The following is a 15,800-nucleotide window of genomic DNA, read 5'->3' as shown; positions in this document are numbered from 1 at the left end:
GAAAGGCCCCGGAGATACCGCCGCCCGCCGATGCGGGCGGCGCCTTTCCGCCCGGCGGCGCCCTCACCCCGGCGGGGCCGTTCGCTCGGCGCCACCCTCACCCCGGCGGCGTCCGCACCTCGGCGGTGCCTTCACCCCGGCGGCGCCCTCACCTCTACGGCGCCCTCGCCCCGTTGGCGCCCCCGGGTGTGCCGTCACCCCAGCCGGGCCAGCGCCCCCCGTACGGTCTCCAGATCCGCGTCCGAGGCCAGCCCCGCGTGATAGAGCCGGAGTTCCGTCGCCCCCAGCGCGCGGGCGTGGGCGGCGTCCGCCGCCAGGGTGTCCGGCCGGCCGCCCATCCCCGACACCACGGTGAAGTTGGCGGCCAGGACCCGTCCTCGCGCGCCCGCCTCCACGAACGGGGTGAGCGGCGCCGCGCCGCCCGTGCAGGGCACGACCACCCCGTCGGCCACGGACAGGACGTGCCGGGGGTCGACCCCGGCGTTGGCCCCGCAGTGGTACGAGACCGGATCGGCGTGCAGGAGCACCTGGAAACCGGCCGGCGCGGCGGAGCGGACCGCCGCGACCACCTCCTCCTGGAGCGACCGGGCCACCCCGTCCCGCCACTCCCGTGTCACCCCGGCGGTCTGCGCCCCGAGCAGCTTCTCGACGCCGGCCCAGCCGCCGTCCGACGGCGCCCCCCGCCACACCGGCCCGAGCGCCGCGCGTACGGCCGCCGCCAGCTCCTGGGCGTCGAGGCCCAGCCCCTCGTACCCCTCCCGGCACGTGGCGCAGAAGCAGAGCGACATCAGGTACTGTCCGGCGTCCCCGAGCGCCACCCCGCCGGTCTTGTCGTGGGCGTGCAAGTGGGCGAGCCCGTACCAGCCGAGCGACTCCAGTTCCGTACCGGACGCGCCGGGCCGGACCGCGGCCTCGGCCGCGAGGTCGGCCAGATAGGCCCGGGTGTCGGGCTGCGCGACGCAGGGGGCCCAGGGATACCGGTCCCCGTGCGCGTTGACCACGGAGGTCGTCGGACGGTCTTCGCCCATACGGGAGTTGTGGGCGAGGACGACCCAGGTGTGCACGTCGAGTCCGGCACCGGCGAGCGCGGCGGCGGCCTCTCCGTAGGCGTCCCCCGGCGCCCAGTCCCCCGCCGGGTGGGGGCGAAGGGCGCGCCCCGCCCAACGGGCCTCGTCCACCGGGTAGTGCACGGCGGCGTGCGCGGCCGTGACGATCCGGTGCCGGGGGTGGCGGGGGGTCAGCGCGCGCGTGGAGTGGTAGGCGGCGGCGAGCGTCACCTGGTCCACGCCGAGGGCGGCCGTCCTGGCGGCGGCGTCCGCGTCGCCGTTGACGTCCCAGGGGTACAGGAAGGCGGAGGTCCTCATCGGTCCTCCTCCAGCAGCGCGTACCCGCGGTCGATCAGCTGCGCGAGCTGCTTGACGTGGTCCTCGGCCGGTTCCTGGAGCGGCGGCCGCACCTCGCCCACGTCCAGCCCGCGCAGCCGGACGCCCGCCTTGACCAGGGCGACCGCGTAACCGCGCCCCTGGGCGCGCAGGTCGACGAAGGGCCGGTAGAAGCCGTCCAGCAGCCGGTTCACGGTCGCGTCGTCCCCGGTGTTCAGCGCCCGGTGGTAGGCCAGCGCGATCTCGGGGGCGAAGCAGAAGACCGCCGAGGAGTAGAGCGTGATCCCCACGCCCCGGTAGGCGAGTCCGGTCAGCTCGGCGGTCGGCAGGCCGTTGAAGTAGAGGAAGCCGCCAAGCCCCTCGCCGCGTACGGCGCTCACGATCCGCTGCATCAGGTCCAGGTCGCCGAGCCCGTCCTTGAAGCCGATGATCCCGTCGGTGCGGGCGAGTTCGACCACGCCGGCGGGGGTGAAGACGGCGTTGTCGCGCTGGTAGACGATGACGTCCAGGGAGGTGGCGGCGGCGACCTCGCGGTAGTGCCGCAGCAGCCCCTCCTGCCCGGCCACCACGAGATACGGCGGCATCGCGAGCAGTCCGTCGGCCCCGGCCGCCTCCGCGAGGCGCGCGTAGCGCACGGCGAGGGCGGTCCCGTATCCGGCGCCCGCCACCACCGGCACGCGCCCCCCGGTCGCCTCCACGGCCGCCCGTACGCACGCCTCGAACTCCTCGGGGGTGAGCGCGTGGAACTCGCCGGTGCCGCAGCAGGCGAAGACCGCCGCGGCTCCCGCCTCGACGCCGCGCCGTACGTGCTCCCGGTAGACGTCGAGGTCGACGGAACCGTCGGGTCCGTACGCGGTGACGGGGAAGAACAACGGCCCACTGGGAATGCTCAGCCGAGCGACAAGAGGGGCTGACGTCACGGACTCTCCCTAAAAGATGCCCACCGAGTGCATGTTTCTGATCCACGTCTATATTTCTGAACACGCCCACGCTAAGCCGCCACCTCTGGGCCGGTCAAGCGCGCAAACCCGCAACACGAAGGCGGATTTCGCCCCTCCGCGCGACACTTGACGCGGCACGCGGACTCTCCCTAGCGTGTACACGGATGTGAATTCCATACACGAATGCGGCCGACTGGCGGAGAGCCCCGCCGACTGTCCGGCGGCACCCTCCCCCGACACCCGGCCCGCACCGAGGAGACCCCGCATGCCCGCTCCCCGCACCGTTCTGCTCACCGGCGCCGCCGGGGGACTCGGCACCCTGATGCGCGGACTGCTGCCGCGGTACGGCTACGAACTGCGGCTGCTCGACATGCTCCCGGTCGAGGGCGAACCGGGCGCGATCACCGCGGACCTCGCCGACCGGGCGGCGCTGCGCGAGGCGGTGCGGGGCGTCGACGCGATCGTCCACCTCGCGGGCATCTCCCTGGAAGCCTCCTTCGACAAGATCCTCAAGGCGAACATCGAGGGGACGTACAACCTGTACGAGGCGGCGCGCGAGGAGGGCGTACGCCGTGTCGTCCTCGCCTCCTCCAACCACGCGGTGGGATTCACCCCGCGCCCGCGGGGCGACGACCCCCTGATCCCCGTCGACACCCCGCGCCGCCCGGACACCTTCTACGGCCTGTCCAAGTCGTTCGGCGAGGACCTCGCCCAGCTCTACTGGGACAAGCACGGCCTGGAGACCGTCTCGGTGCGCATCGGGTCCTGCTTCGCCGAACCGAGCAGCGTGCGGATGCTGTCGGTCTGGATGAGCCCCGAGGACGGCGCCCGCCTCTTCCACGCCGCCCTGACCGCCGAGGACGTCGGGCACACGGTCGTCTACGGCTCGTCCGCGAACACCCGCCTGTGGTGGGACCTCTCCAGCGCGCGGGCCCTCGGCTACGCGCCGCTCGACGACTCCGAGCCGTACGCCGAGAAGCTGATCGCCGAGCAGGGGGACCTCGACCCCGACAACCCGGACCACGCCCACCTCGGCGGCCATTTCACGACCCACCCGCCGATCTGGCCGTACTGACCCGGCGGCGGGAGGGAGGGCCGTCGCGGCGGCCTCGACGGCCGAGCCGGTCCACGGGGGCAGAAGATCCTACGCCCCCACAACTCCCTCTTGGGTAAGGGAACGGTAAAGCACCTCCGCTCGTTACCCCAGTCATGACAGCTATGATGCCCGGCTCGAACATCCCTCTCCCCGTCTCCCGCGTGACGGTGGACGTCACCGCCCCGGTGCGGCTCGACGTGTCGAGCCTGCTGCTCACCGCCGACGGCAAGGTGCGCTCCGACGACGACTTCATCTTCTACAACCAGCCCACGGGCCCCGGCGTGACCTACCGCTCGGGCGGCGGCGCGGCCCCGGACTCGATCACGGTCGACACGACCGCGGTCCCGCCGGGCATCGAGAAGATCGTCGTCACGGCGAGCCCCGACGCGGCGGGCCAGTCCTTCCAGGGCATCGAACCCACCGCGACGATCCGAGGCGCGGACGACAACGCGGTCCTGGCCACGTTCACCCCTCCCCGGCTGGGTTCGGAGACGGCCCTCGTGATCGTCGAGATCTACCTCCGCAACGGCGCCTGGAAGGCCCGGGCGGTCGGCCAGGGGTACGCGAACGGACTGGCGGGCATCGCCACCGACTTCGGCGTGAGCGTCGAGGAACCCGCCCCGGCACAGCCCACCGCCGCGCCGCAGCCCCCGGTGACGCCCCCGGCCCCGCCGACGGACCCCCGCCTCTCCGCCCCGCCGGTCCCGGCCGCTCCCCCGTCTCCTCCGGCGCCCCCTGCCGCCACCGGCAAGATCAACCTCGACAAGGGCCGGGTCAGCCTCCAGAAGAACCAGACGGTGTCCCTGGTCAAGGGCGGCAGCCCGTTCCTGGCCAAGGTCCAGATGGGCCTCGGCTGGGAGCCCGCGTTCCGCGGCAAGGACATCGACCTGGACGCCTCGGTCATCGCGTACGGACCGCAGCGCAACCACATCGACAGCTGCTACTTCGGCAAGCTCTCCATCGTGAACGGCGCGATCAAGCACTCCGGCGACAACCTCACGGGCGAGGGCGGCGGGGACGACGAGGTGATCACCGTCGACCTCGGCCGGCTCCCCCAGGAGGTCACCGGCCTGGTCTTCACGGTCAACTCCTTCTCCGGCCAGAAGTTCACCGAGGTGGCCAAGGCCTACTGCCGCCTCCTCGACGCCGCCACCGGCGAGGAGCTCGTCCGCTTCGACCTCACCAACGCCGAGGCCCAGACGGGCGTCATGATGGCCAAGCTGATCAAGCAGTTCTCCGGCGAATGGGAGATGACGGCGATGGGCGACTTCGTCAAGTCCCGCACGGTCCGCGGCATGGTGAAGCCCGCGGCCCAGTCCCTCTGACACCCAAGCCGCACCCGACAACGGCCCGCCCGGCCCCCACAAGCGCACGCGCGCCCGGCAACGCACGCGAGGGGCCGTGCCGGTACATCACAGGCCCGTCGCCACCGACGGCCACGCCTCACCCGACGGCGACGGCGACGGGCGGATGTACCGGCACGGCCCCGACCCACGACGCACCCGCCCCCGCGAACGCCGGCGCACCGCCGGAGATCGGCACCGTCGGAGACCCTCACCGAGGGAGCCCGCGCGGCCGCCCCCACCGGACCGGCACGCACAGGGACACGGCACCCACCACCAGACCCGCACACAGCGGCGCGGCCCGTACCGAAGTACGGACCGCGCCCCCGTCTCGCGCCGACGGCCTCGGCCCTCAGCCGGCCTGGGCCCACGGCCAGTCAGCGTCCCGTGCCGACTCCAGAAGCGGAACCATCCGGAAGGCCGCGTCCGAGAGCCCCCCGAACGTGTGCCGGTTGCCCTTCCCCGACGGGCCGTGGCCCGCCCGGTACCCGGCGAGGTTCCAGGTGTAGACGGGAACGTGCGCCGGGACCTGCTCGGTCGCGTCGCCGTAGTGGCTGTACGCGGCCTGTTCGTCGGTGACGATGACGACCCGGTCGTGCTTCCGGTAGTGGGCGCGGACCGCCTCGGTCGTGTTGGTGCCGCCGAGGTCACCGAACCGATCGATGACCTTGAGCACCGACTCGCCCCTGGTGAACCCCACCCGCTTGCTGGTGGTGCCGAACTCGACGAGATCCGCGTCCGCCGCCCGCAGCGCGAGCGCCGAACCGAAGACCGCGGCCGCGTCGGCCCGGTTGAGCTCCGAGCGCTCCGACAGCCGGGAGTAGAACATCGAGCCCGACCGGTCCACCAGCACCAGCGTGCGGCCGGGCAGCGCGGGCACGTTGGCCAGCGAGTGGCCGAGCGCCTGCTCCAGCGGGTACGACCAGCGCAGCGACGGCGCGTTCCGGTGGGCGGCGAGGTAGCGGAACGGGAACTGCCGCGAGCGCGCGACCTCCGCCGGGTCGCTGATCCTCGCGGCGACCCGCGCCGCCACCTCGTCGCTGACACCGGCCTCGTCGAAGTTGCGCAGGTTGCGGACGAGCGCCATCGTGCCCATGGACGGGATGACGGCCTCCCAGGCCGCCTTGTCCATCGGTCCCTGGAGCCAGCCGGCCAGCGCCTCCCAGGTCATGCCCGCGTCCGCCAGCCGCCGCGCGCCCTGCGCGCCGGTCACGACCTCGCGCCGCTCGGCGAGCGGCAGCGCCATCAGGTCGCGGTGCGCGGCGAGCACCGGCAGCGACTCGGGGACGACGGCCGCGTCCGGGTGGTGGCGCCGGTCCAGCGCGTACTGGAACAGGTCGCCCTGCCACGGCCTGTCCGGGTCCGGCGCCGCGTGCACGAGGTTGAGGATGTCGCCGAAGCGGTAGCCCTTGGACGCGGTGTCGTACTTCAGCAGCGACTTGCCGCTGTAGAGACGCCGTACGGCGTCGGCGACGCCCCGCTTGACGGGCTTGGGCACGTTCCGGCCGTACCGGGAGGTCCAGTAGGCGAGCAGTTCGCCCGGCTCGTCCGGCCGGCGCAGCACGGAGGCGACGACCTGCCGGTTGGCGGGGCCGTCGGTGGCGCCCACGTCGAGGCGCGCCTTCACGTACTCGGCGGCGCCCACCAGCGAGGCGGTGCGCAGGTTGCCCTCACCGCGCAGCCAGCCGAGCAGGGCGGCCGTCCAGGACGGGTCGGTGACGGCGAGCTCGCGCACGAGCGTGGCGAACCGGTCGTCGCGCTCCGCGCCGGCCTCGTAGAAGGTCTGCTGCGAGACGAAGTTGGCGATGGCCAGGAGGAAGAGCTCGGAGCGCGCGTCGCGCTCGGTGCCCCGGCCGCCCTGGTGGGTGCGCAGCACCCGGCCGGTGGACGTCACGCGGGAGGTCGGCTGCGCCTTTGCCGCCTTGTTGTTGAAGCGTGCCATGGTGAATTCCCCCGAATTCTCTGAACGACGGTGACGCCGTGTTTTCCGGAGGGAGGCACAGCAAATGGAGGGTGCCCGAGATCAGGAGTCGGCGACGGTCGCTGTAAACTGGCGCGTCTTCCGTTCCGCCACACCGACCCGAGGTCGATGACGGGATTCGAACCCGCATGAGGTTTTCACCCCACCAGTTCCCGAAGTAGCCGTTGCCTTCGCACCGGGCACCCACCATGAGCTGCGCCTCCCGAGATCAAGTAGGCGGCGGCGTGGATTCTTTTACAGAGAAGTAGCCGCTGCCCGCGCACCGGGAGGTGCATGAAGTTGTGGTGTCCAGAGTTCAGACTCGGCGGAACCGACGTAGGTGCTCTGGCCTCTGAGCTACACCGGCACGTTGTACCGGCGGCGGGATTCGAACCCGCGGCCTCCCCATTAGCAGTGGAAGTAGGTCCTGCCTTCGCACCTGGACAGGCATCACTTTAGGAGGGTGGCCGCGCGTCGGGCGAGCGAATTAAATCGCTGGGGAGCCAGCGGGAGTTCAGCTCCGCTTCTGCCGCTTCCAGGGGCCGGTGATGGCGAGCATGATGCCCGGCACCTGGATGTTGGCGAACAGGGTCCGGCCGTCGGGCGAGAAGGTGACGCCGGTGAACTCGCTGTACTCCGGCGCCTCCGCGGTGCCGATGTTGAGCTCGTTGCGGGCGATCGGATACGTGCGGCCGCTCTCGGTGGCGCCGAAGAGGTGCTGGACGCCCTCGCCGTCCTCGGCGATGACGAGGCCGCCGTACGGGGAGACGGTGATGTTGTCGGGGCCGTCGAAGGCGCCGTCGACGGAGGGGTCCGGGTTCACGCCGATGAGGACCTTCAGCGTCAGGGTGCGGCGCTTGGGGTCGTAGAACCAGACCGCTCCGTCGTGCGCCTGGCCGGGGCTCTCGGTGCGGGCGTAGGAGGAGACGATGTAGACGCCGCCGTCGCTCCACCACATGCCTTCGAGCTTGCGGGCGCGGGTGACCTGGCCGGCGGTGAACTGCTTGCGGACGGAGACGGTCCTGGCGTCGCGGTCCGTGACGTCCACCCAGTCCACGCCGTACACCGTGCCGATCTTCGTGGCACGGGAGAGGTCGTCGACGAACTGGCCTCCGGAGTCGAAGCACTTGAAGGCCTGGAGCGCTCCGGCGTCGTCGGCGAGGGTGCGGAGCCTGCCGTGGCCGTGCTCGAAGCCCTGCGGGGGCGTCCAGCGGTACAGCAGGCCGTTGGGGTTCGAGGCGTCCTCGGTGAGGTAGAGCCGGCCGCGCTTGGGGTCGACGACGACGGCCTCGTGCGCGTAGCGGCCGAGCGCCTTGACGGGCTTCGGGTTCCTGTTGCGGCGGCGGTCCTCGGGGTCGACCTCGAAGACGTAGCCGTGGTCCTTGGTGAATCCGTTGGTGCCGGCCTTGTCCTCGGTCTCCTCGCAGGTGAGCCAGGTGCCCCAAGGGGTGTTGCCACCGGCGCAGTTGGTGGCCGTGCCGGCGATGCCGACCCACTCGGCGACCTTGTCCTTGCGGACCTCGACGACCGTGCAGCCGCCCGCGGCGGCGGGGTCGTAGACGAGGCCCTCGGTGAGCGGCACCGGGTGGGGCCAGTTGGCGCGAGGGCCGGCCAGCTCGTGGTTGTTGACCAGGAGGGTGGCACCGCGCGGCCCGTCGAAGGTGGACGTCCCGTCGTGATTGGAGGGCGTGAACTCGCCCGACTCCAGCTTGGTCCGGCCGCTGTAGGTGATCACGCGGTAGGAGAAGCCCGCGGGAAGCGCGAGGAGACCGTTCGGGTCGGTGACGAGCGGGCCGTAGCCGACGCCGCCGTGCCTGGCGTCGGTCGATTCCTCGCCGAAGCCGTCGGTGCCGGTCTCCGTGGCCGCGAGGGCGTTCGGGGCGGTGGCGAGGGCACCGACCGTGCCGACCAGGGCCACGCCTGCACCGGTGATCGCGGACTGTCTGGCGAAGTCCCTGCGGGTGAGCGACATGTCATGTCTCCTGTGACGGTGGACTCGGGTTGCCGTGAGGGCGGGTGGCGACCTCGGTGTGCGGCCACACGTTCCCGCCCCTGTCTGAACACGAGTTGAACGCTCGCCGACTTCAGGAGCCCCGCTTGGGTGAATCCACCCGACCGGCGCACAGGAACGCACGGCTCCGGTGGAACGGCCGGTGCGGCGCGCCCCGGACGGGCGGGGCGCGCCCGCGCTCACGCCGACGCCGCACCCCGGCGGCCCGACCCGCTCAGCCTCCCTGTTGCGACCGCGCCTTGAACGCCGCCTTGCGGGCCTCCTTGGCGACCCGCTTGTCCGGGTGCAGCCGGCCCATGGCCTCCAGGACGTCCGGGACGGCGGGGTGCTCGACCCGCCAGGCGGCGTCGAAGAAACCGCTGTGCTGCTGGGCCAGGCCCTCGACCAGCGCCTGGAGTTCGGCGGAGTTCCCCTCGGCCGCGAGCTGTGCCGCCACCGTGTCGATGGTGAGCCAGAAGACCATCGCCTCGGACGGCGGGGGCACGTCCGAGGCACCGTTCTCGGAGAGCCAGACGCGGGCGAGGCCGCCCAGCTCGGGGTCGTCGAGCACGGCGCGCAGCGCGGGCCCGGCCTCCGGGCCGACCAGCGAGAGCGCCTGCTGGCAGTGCAGGCGGCGCAGCGGGGCGCCCTGGTCGGCGCCCCGGGCCGCGGCGAGCAACTCCTGCGCGGCCGGAAGGAGTTCACGCCGGGCGAGCCACTGCTCGATCTCGGCCTGGGCGGCCGCCGGGGGGAAGTCGGCCGTGCCGTCCAGCAGCGTGTCCGCGCCCTTGTCCGTCAGCTCCCCCACCGCGGGGGCGGGGAAGCCCGCTTCGATGAGCCGGGCGCGGAGTCCGTACAGGCCGAGCGGTGTCAGGCGCACCATTCCGTACCGCGACACGTCCAGGTCGTCCACGGGGGCGGCCTGCTCCTCGTCGGCGTCCGCCATCAGCGCCTCGTCGACCGGCTGGAAGGCGACGAGGCCGATGGGCTCCAGCAGCCGGAACTGGTCGTCGAGCCGCATCATCGCGTCCGAGACCTGCTGCAGGACGTCGTCGGTGGGCTCCCCCATGTCTGCGGGCACGACCATCGAGGCGGCGAGTGCCGGCAGCGGCACCGGTACCTCGCCGAGCGCGCTCTCGCCGACGGTCAGCAGATAGAGGCTGCCGAGCACCTCGTCGAGGAGCCGGGCCTCCTCCTCGGGGTCCCAGTCGAGGGCGGAGAGGTCGATCTCGCCGCCCTCGCCCATGGTGTCGACGAGATCGTCGAGGTCGGGAACGCTCGCGTCGGCCAGCACGGTGTCGAGCGCGGCGAGCCAGATGCCGAGGACGTCCTGCGGGGCACCGGAGGTGAGCAGCGCCAGTTCCTCGCCCGCGGCGACGGTGCCCTCCGTCTCGTCCACGATCTCGACGAGCCCGGTGTCGACGGCCAGCCGCCAGGCCTCACTGGCGTAGGCGGCCGCGTCCTCGCCGGTGAGACCGAGGACGTCGGCCGCCCCGGGGAGCTGTTCCTCGGCCAGTTCGCCCCCCGCGCCGACCCGGGTGCCGGGGCCCGCCCAGCGGGCCAGGCGCGCGGCGCGGGAGAGCAGTGGCGCGGCGAGCGCGTCCCGCGCCAGTTGCGCCTCGGAGTTCAGCCGCACGGGCGGCAGGGAAGAGCGGTCTGACATCGGCTGGGTTCTCCTCCGGAACAACCACGACGAGCAGGGCAGGCGGTTCAGCGGGCTTCCGCCCGGGCCGCGGCGGGCGGCGGATCGCACCGGGCGCCGCGGACGGGGGAATCCGCGGGCGGCCGAGGAAATCCGCGCCGACGGCTCAGCCTAGACGGATTTCCACCCATGCCGCCCGGTTCATGTCTCCGAGAGGTCTCGTACACCGCTGAAACCTTGACAACTCCCCTCACCACACACGAGATTGACGCGCGTAGAAGTTCAACGGCCGTACGTCCGCACCCCTTCTACGCGCGTCACTGGCCCGCACGCAGGTCGCGCTCCTCCCACCGTCCACCCTCGTCCCGGCGCTCAGACACGTCCCCGGAGGGATTCCCTTGCCGAGCAAGAGAACCGCGCGCATCGGCGCGCTGACCGTCGCCGCGGTCTGTTCCACCATCTCCGCCGTGGTGCTCACCACACCGGCCCACGCGGACACCGTCCACATCCACGACATCCAGGGCACCACCCGGACCTCCCCGCTCGCGGGTGCGAAGGTCACGGACGTGTCCGGCATCGTCACCGGCGTGCGGACCTACGGTTCGTCGAAGGGCTTCTGGCTCCAGGACCCCACGCCGGACGCCGACCCGGCCACCAGTGAGGGTGTCTTCGTCTTCACCAGCTCCGCCCCCAAGGTCGCCGTCGGCGACGCGGTCACGGTGGCGGGCACGGTCTCGGAGTTCGTCCCGGGCGGCGTCTCCACCGGCAACCAGTCGGTCACGGAGATCACCAAGCCGACGGTCACCGTCGTCTCCAGCGGCAACGCCGTCCCCGCCGCCACGGTCGTCGACGCCAGGTCCGTGCCGGACGTCTACGCCCCGGCCGGCGACACCGCCGCGAGCGGTTCGGTCAACGGTCTCACCCTGGAGCCGACGAAGTACGCCCTGGACCGCTACGAGTCCCTGGAGGGCATGAACGTCCAGGTCACCGACACCCGGGTGGTCACCGCCACGGACCCGTACACGGAGCTGTGGGTCACGGTGAAGCCGCGAGAGAACGCCACCCACCGCGGTGGCTCGGTGTACGGCTCGTACACCTCGCAGAACACCGGCCGGCTCCAGATCCAGTCCCTCGGCGCGACCGCCGACTTCCCGGCCGCGAACGTCGGCGACAAGCTCGCCGGCACCACCGCGGGCCCCCTCGACTACAACCAGTTCGGCGGCTACACCCTCGTCGCCAACCAGCTGGGCACCTTGCAGAAGGGGGGCCTGGAGCGCGAGACCACGCACCGGCAGGCTCGGGGCGAGCTGGCGGTGGCGACGTACAACGTCGAGAACCTGGACCCGGGCGACGCCACGTTCGAGGCCCACGCGTCCGCGATCGTGAACAACCTGAAGTCGCCCGACATCGTGTCCCTGGAGGAGATCCAGGACGACAACGGCGCGACGGACGACGGCACGGTCTCGGCCGCCCGGACGGTCCAGAAGCTCATCGCCGCGATCAGCGCGGCGGGCGGCCCGGCGTACGACTGGCGTTCCGTCGACCCGGTCAACGACCAGGACGGCGGCGAGCCCGGCGGCAACATCCGCCAGGTCTTCCTGTTCAACCCCGAGCGGGTCTCGTTCACCGACCGCGCGGGCGGCGACTCGACGACCGCCGTCGGCGTCACGAAGGTGCGCGGCAAGGCGCAGCTCACCGCGTCCCCCGGCCGGGTCGACCCGGCGAACGAGGCCTGGAAGAGCAGCCGCAAGCCGCTCGCGGGCGAGTTCGTCTTCCGCGGTCACACGGTCTTCGTGATCGCCAACCACCTCAACTCCAAGGGGGGCGACCAGGGGCTGACCTCGCAGTACCAGCCTCCGGCGCGCAGCTCGGAGGTCCAGCGGCACGCCCAGGCGACCGCGGTGAACGCGTTCGTCGACGAGATCCTGAAGGCGCAGAAGAACGCCGACGTCATCGCCCTCGGCGACATCAACGACTTCGAGTTCTCCGACACGGCCAAGATCCTGGAGGGTGACGGCGAACTCTGGTCGGCGATCAAGTCGCTGCCGAAGAGCGAGCGTTACACCTACGACTACCAGGGCAACGCCCAGGTCCTCGACCAGATCCTGGTCAGCCCGTCGATCCGCAGGGGCTGCGACCTGGAGTACGACAGCGTGCACATCAACTCGGAGTTCTCCGACCAGATAAGCGACCACGACCCGCAGGTTCTGCGGTTCCGTCCGTAGTCCCTGGTCGCTCCGGTACGCGAGAGCCCGGCCCCGTCGTCCGGGGGGCCGGGCTCTTCGCACGCGCGGACGTCCGACCGGGTCAGCCGGCGAAGACCTCGTCGAGCCAGCCCTTCCAGGCGGCCTCGTTGCCCTCGGCGTCGGCGTCGGGCGCGAAGTCGTGGACGCTGATGCCGACCGGCGCGCCCCAGCGGTCGCGCCCGAAGAAGCGGATGAGCGCCTGGTCGGTGCGCAGTCCGACGAAGTGCGGGGTGCGGTAGTCGACCACGGCGTCGAAGACCCTGCCACCGGGCCCCTGGGCACGGACCCGCTCACCCCCGGCGGTGCCGTCCGCGAGGCCGAGCGCCCGTCCGACGGCGGCGAAGGAGCCGGCGGCCGCGGACGCGCCGGGCCCCTGGAACGTCGCGAAGGCGACCGGGCGGCCCGCGAAGTGGGTCACGTACTCACGCAGGGTGTGCAGGTAGAAGTCGGTGTGCTTGTCCGCCCCGTCGTACTGGTTGTCCCAGTCGTCGGTGAAGATGCCGCTGTGCACGTACCGGACCCAGGACCGCCGGCCCTCGTCGCGGGCCTCGATGGTGTGGTCGATCTGGTTGAGACTCTGCGTCGGGAACCCGACGTCCTCGCTGCGCACGGTCAGCCGGTGCGGCGGGTCCCAGGCGGTGATGGTGCTGCCGAACGGTCCGGCGCCGCCCTCGCGGGGCTCGTACTCCATGGGCCACAGCCAGCCGCCGCTGCCGCTGGTGATCGCGTCCCACATCAGGTCCGGGGCGACGTCGACCTCGTACTCGCGGGCGATCTCGAATTCCTTGGGCATGATCATGACTCCTGAGTGATCAGTGGGTGGCTTCGGGGAAGGCGGGCGCCGCAACGGCTCCGGTCGCGGCTCCGGCTCCGGCTCCGGCTCCGGCTCCGGCTCCGGGCAGGGTTTCGGGCCCGGATGCGGCCCCGGGCCCGGGTGCAGCCCCGGCCCCGGCCAAGGCTTCCGGTCCGCTCGCGACCTTGGACCCCGGCGAGGCCTCGGGTCCGGTCGTGACCTCGGCCCCGGGCACCGCTTCGGGTTTGACCGTGGGGTGGACGGCGAGGACGATCCGGTGCGGGCGCCCGCCCTCCGCGTCCGCGTCGTGGTACTTGCGGATCAGCGCGCCGACCCCGGCCGTCAGCTCCTCGATGAACGCGGCCCGGTCGGCGGCCGAGGCGAAGGTGACCTCTCCGTCGAGCGCGTACGTCGCCAGCCGCTTGCGGGCCTTCGCCGCGCCGGTGACGAGCGAGCCGACGTCCCGGACGAGCCGGGCGCCGAGCGCGAGCAGCCAGCGGGCGGACAGCTGGTCCCGGAAGCGGTCCGGATCCGGCTGCACGGCGGCCAGCGCGAGCGGCGAGATGACGTACGACGCGGCCGTCGCCCGCATCAGCCGCTCGGTGACGTTGCCCTTGCGGCGCTCGCCCGCCAACTCGACCAGGCCGTGCCGCTCCAGCGTCTTGAGGTGGTAGTTCACCTTCTGCCGGGGCAGGCCGACCCTGCCGGCCAGCATGGCGGCCGACGCGGGACCGGCGGCCAGTTCGGCCAGCAGCCGGGCCCGTACGGGGTCCAGCGACACGGCGGCGGCCTCGGCGTCCTCGATCACGGTCACGTCCAACATGACTCCACCGTCCCACCGAAAACTTTTTTTGTCCAGACGGTTCGAATGGTCGGTGAGTCGCGACTCCGGGGCGGTACGGGGACCAGGGGCACGGGGGGGGGATCCAGGGCCACCGGGGTGGTGCGGGCCACGGGGGCCAGGACCACGAGGGGCAGAACCACAGGGGCGTGGCAGGAACGGCCGACCCAGGCGGCCGGGGAGTCCGGGGCGGCCCGGCGACGCCCGGTCCGCGGCGACCGGGAACCCTCGGCGGCCAGAACGCTCCCCGGGGGCTTCAGCGGCGGGATTCGGGCAACACGCCGGTCATGGACGAGAAGCGACCGGAGACGAAGCAGAGAGCTCTTCCGGACACGGGGACGGCGGGGCACCCCGGGAAAGACCGCCCCGCCAAACTCCCCGCACGAGCCTGGTGGGCCGTCGCGTGGCGCACGGCGAAGGAGTTCAGGGAGGACGAACTCGGCGACCGGGCGGCCGCGTTGACGTACTACGGCGTGCTGTCCCTGTTCCCCGCCCTGCTGTTGCTCGTGTCGCTGCTGGGCGTCATCGGGCAACGGGTCACGAACAGGCTCCTCGACAACGTGGGGGACCTGGCACCCGGTCCGGCGCGCGAGATCCTGCGGGACGCGGTGGCCCAGCTGGGCGACAGCGGCGGTACGGGCGGGGTGCTCGCGATCGTCGGGCTGGTCATGGCGCTGTGGTCCGCGTCCGGTTACGTCGGCGCGTTCATCCGCGCGTCCAACGCCGTGTACGACCTGCCGGAGGGCCGTCCGGTCTGGAAGGTCACGCCGCTGCGGCTGACGCTGACCCTCACGTTGATGCTGCTGCTCACCATGAGCGCGATCATCGTGGTGTTCACCGGCCCCCTGGCCGAACGGGCCGGCACCGCGATCGGGCTCGGCGACGCCGCGATCGCCGCGTGGTCGATCGCCAAGTGGCCCGTCCTGCTGGTGTTCGTCCAGCTGATGATCGGGCTGTTGTACTGGGCCGCCCCCAACGTCTCGGGCCGCGGCTTCCGTTGGTTCAGCCCCGGCAGTGTCGTCGCCACCCTGATCTGGCTGGCCGCGTCCGCCGGATTCGCCGTCTACGCCGCCGGCTACAGCTCGTACAACAAGACGTACGGGACCCTCGCGGGCGTCATCGTCTTCCTCGTGTGGCTCTGGCTCACCAACCTGGCCGTCCTGCTGGGCCTGGAGTTCGACGCGGAGCTGGCCCGCCAGCGGGCCATCGCGCACGGCCGGCTCCCCACCGACGAGCCCTACGTCGAACCCCGCGACACCCGCAAGTGGCCCCCGCGGCTACGGGCGTTGCGCGCGGCCCGGGAAAAGGTGGAGACGGGTGTCGTGCCGATGGGCAAGGCCGGGCCGGACGCCGCCGGGCGGGTGTGAGCCCGGGCGGCGAGGGCGGTACACGATGCGGCGGCGGGCCGGTGTCCGGTCCGCCGCCGCATCGCTCCCCTCCGGCTCCGTGGACGGCCCTCGACGGTGCCCTCGACGACCACCGGACCGCCTTCGGAGCGGGCTCACCGCGCGACGGCCCCCGCACCCACGCCCGTACGCACACCCCTACCCATGCGCGTGTTCGTGC

Annotated in this window: 11 protein-coding genes and 1 tRNA gene; 4 read left to right on the top strand and 8 right to left on the bottom strand. The window is 72.4% G+C overall.

All coding sequences use genetic code 11. The features are described 5' to 3' along the window. Positions 1–194: 194 nt before the first annotated feature. Both ACFYW7_RS05850 and ACFYW7_RS05845 read right to left on the bottom strand, forming a co-directional pair. Positions 195–1,364 (bottom strand): hypothetical protein, encoded by a 1,170-nt coding sequence (locus ACFYW7_RS05850; protein WP_389498226.1) that lies wholly within the window; start codon positions 1,362–1,364, stop codon positions 195–197. Then, positions 1,361–2,302 carry a 5-dehydro-4-deoxyglucarate dehydratase gene (locus ACFYW7_RS05845; RefSeq protein WP_389498224.1) on the bottom strand — a complete coding sequence of 314 codons (942 nt, stop codon included), beginning with the start codon at positions 2,300–2,302 and terminating at the stop codon, positions 1,361–1,363. Before ACFYW7_RS05845 ends, ACFYW7_RS05850 begins: the two co-directional genes overlap by 4 nt. 286 nt (positions 2,303–2,588) lie before the next feature. On the opposite strand from ACFYW7_RS05845, the gene ACFYW7_RS05840 reads away from it, so the two are divergent. Next, positions 2,589–3,398, top strand: coding sequence for an NAD-dependent epimerase/dehydratase family protein (locus ACFYW7_RS05840; RefSeq protein WP_389498222.1), 810 nt, complete (start codon positions 2,589–2,591; stop codon positions 3,396–3,398). 143 nt (positions 3,399–3,541) lie between these two features. After that, a complete protein-coding gene (locus tag ACFYW7_RS05835; protein ID WP_389498603.1) occupies positions 3,542–4,744 on the top strand; it encodes a TerD family protein in 1,203 nt (400 codons plus the stop codon). A gap of 370 nt (positions 4,745–5,114) precedes the next feature. On the opposite strand, the gene ACFYW7_RS05830 is transcribed toward ACFYW7_RS05835, so the two are convergent. The 4 genes from ACFYW7_RS05830 to ACFYW7_RS05815 all read right to left on the bottom strand — a co-directional run bounded on the left by ACFYW7_RS05830 (position 5,115) and on the right by ACFYW7_RS05815 (position 10,375). Further along, the gene (locus ACFYW7_RS05830) at positions 5,115–6,704 is read right to left on the bottom strand and encodes a TROVE domain-containing protein (protein WP_389498220.1); all 1,590 of its coding nucleotides are present in this window, start codon (positions 6,702–6,704) and stop codon (positions 5,115–5,117) included. Positions 6,705–7,095: 391 nt separating this feature from the next. Continuing rightward, positions 7,096–7,171: transfer RNA gene (locus ACFYW7_RS05825), tRNA-Ser, on the bottom strand. 65 nt (positions 7,172–7,236) lie between these two features. After that, a complete protein-coding gene (locus tag ACFYW7_RS05820; protein WP_389498217.1) occupies positions 7,237–8,694 on the bottom strand; it encodes an alkaline phosphatase PhoX in 1,458 nt (485 codons plus the stop codon). A 253-nt stretch (positions 8,695–8,947) separates the two neighbouring features. Next, a complete protein-coding gene (locus tag ACFYW7_RS05815; protein WP_389498215.1) occupies positions 8,948–10,375 on the bottom strand; it encodes a hypothetical protein in 1,428 nt (475 codons plus the stop codon). A 377-nt stretch (positions 10,376–10,752) separates the two neighbouring features. On the opposite strand from ACFYW7_RS05815, the gene ACFYW7_RS05810 reads away from it, so the two are divergent. After that, entirely contained in the window at positions 10,753–12,579 is a 1,827-nt protein-coding gene (locus tag ACFYW7_RS05810) for an endonuclease/exonuclease/phosphatase family protein (protein WP_389498213.1), read from the top strand. Positions 12,580–12,661: 82 nt separating this feature from the next. Here ACFYW7_RS05810 and ACFYW7_RS05805 read toward each other — a convergent pair whose 3' ends face one another. Then, a complete protein-coding gene (locus ACFYW7_RS05805) occupies positions 12,662–13,393 on the bottom strand; it encodes an SRPBCC domain-containing protein (protein ID WP_389498211.1) in 732 nt (243 codons plus the stop codon). A 19-nt stretch (positions 13,394–13,412) separates the two neighbouring features. Next, complete coding sequence (locus tag ACFYW7_RS05800) at positions 13,413–14,216, bottom strand: ArsR/SmtB family transcription factor (RefSeq protein WP_389498209.1); 804 nt, start codon at positions 14,214–14,216, stop codon at positions 13,413–13,415. A gap of 305 nt (positions 14,217–14,521) precedes the next feature. Here ACFYW7_RS05800 and ACFYW7_RS05795 point away from each other — a divergent pair, with 305 nt between their 5' ends. After that, a complete protein-coding gene (locus ACFYW7_RS05795) occupies positions 14,522–15,601 on the top strand; it encodes a YihY/virulence factor BrkB family protein (protein ID WP_389498207.1) in 1,080 nt (359 codons plus the stop codon). Positions 15,602–15,800: the final 199 nt, after the last annotated feature.

The organism is Streptomyces sp. NPDC002580 (genome assembly GCF_042889485.1).
Lineage (GTDB): Bacteria > Actinomycetota > Actinomycetes > Streptomycetales > Streptomycetaceae > Streptomyces.
The sequence above is the reverse complement of the archived record's forward strand: the minus strand, read 5'-3'. Positions and strand labels throughout refer to the sequence as shown.

Excerpts from the sequence above, each read along its gene's own strand:
- ACFYW7_RS05850 (WP_389498226.1), bottom strand. The coding sequence starts at position 1,364 with ATGAGGACCTCCGCCTTCCTGTACCCCTGGGACGTCAACGGCGACGCG.
- ACFYW7_RS05840 (WP_389498222.1), top strand. The coding sequence starts at position 2,589 with ATGCCCGCTCCCCGCACCGTTCTGCTCACCGGCGCCGCCGGGGGACTC.
- ACFYW7_RS05835 (WP_389498603.1), top strand. The coding sequence starts at position 3,542 with ATGATGCCCGGCTCGAACATCCCTCTCCCCGTCTCCCGCGTGACGGTG.
- ACFYW7_RS05830 (WP_389498220.1), bottom strand. The coding sequence starts at position 6,704 with ATGGCACGCTTCAACAACAAGGCGGCAAAGGCGCAGCCGACCTCCCGC.
- ACFYW7_RS05820 (WP_389498217.1), bottom strand. The coding sequence starts at position 8,694 with ATGTCGCTCACCCGCAGGGACTTCGCCAGACAGTCCGCGATCACCGGT.
- ACFYW7_RS05815 (WP_389498215.1), bottom strand. The coding sequence starts at position 10,375 with ATGTCAGACCGCTCTTCCCTGCCGCCCGTGCGGCTGAACTCCGAGGCG.
- ACFYW7_RS05805 (WP_389498211.1), bottom strand. The coding sequence starts at position 13,393 with ATGCCCAAGGAATTCGAGATCGCCCGCGAGTACGAGGTCGACGTCGCC.
- ACFYW7_RS05800 (WP_389498209.1), bottom strand. The coding sequence starts at position 14,216 with ATGTTGGACGTGACCGTGATCGAGGACGCCGAGGCCGCCGCCGTGTCG.
- ACFYW7_RS05795 (WP_389498207.1), top strand. The coding sequence starts at position 14,522 with ATGGACGAGAAGCGACCGGAGACGAAGCAGAGAGCTCTTCCGGACACG.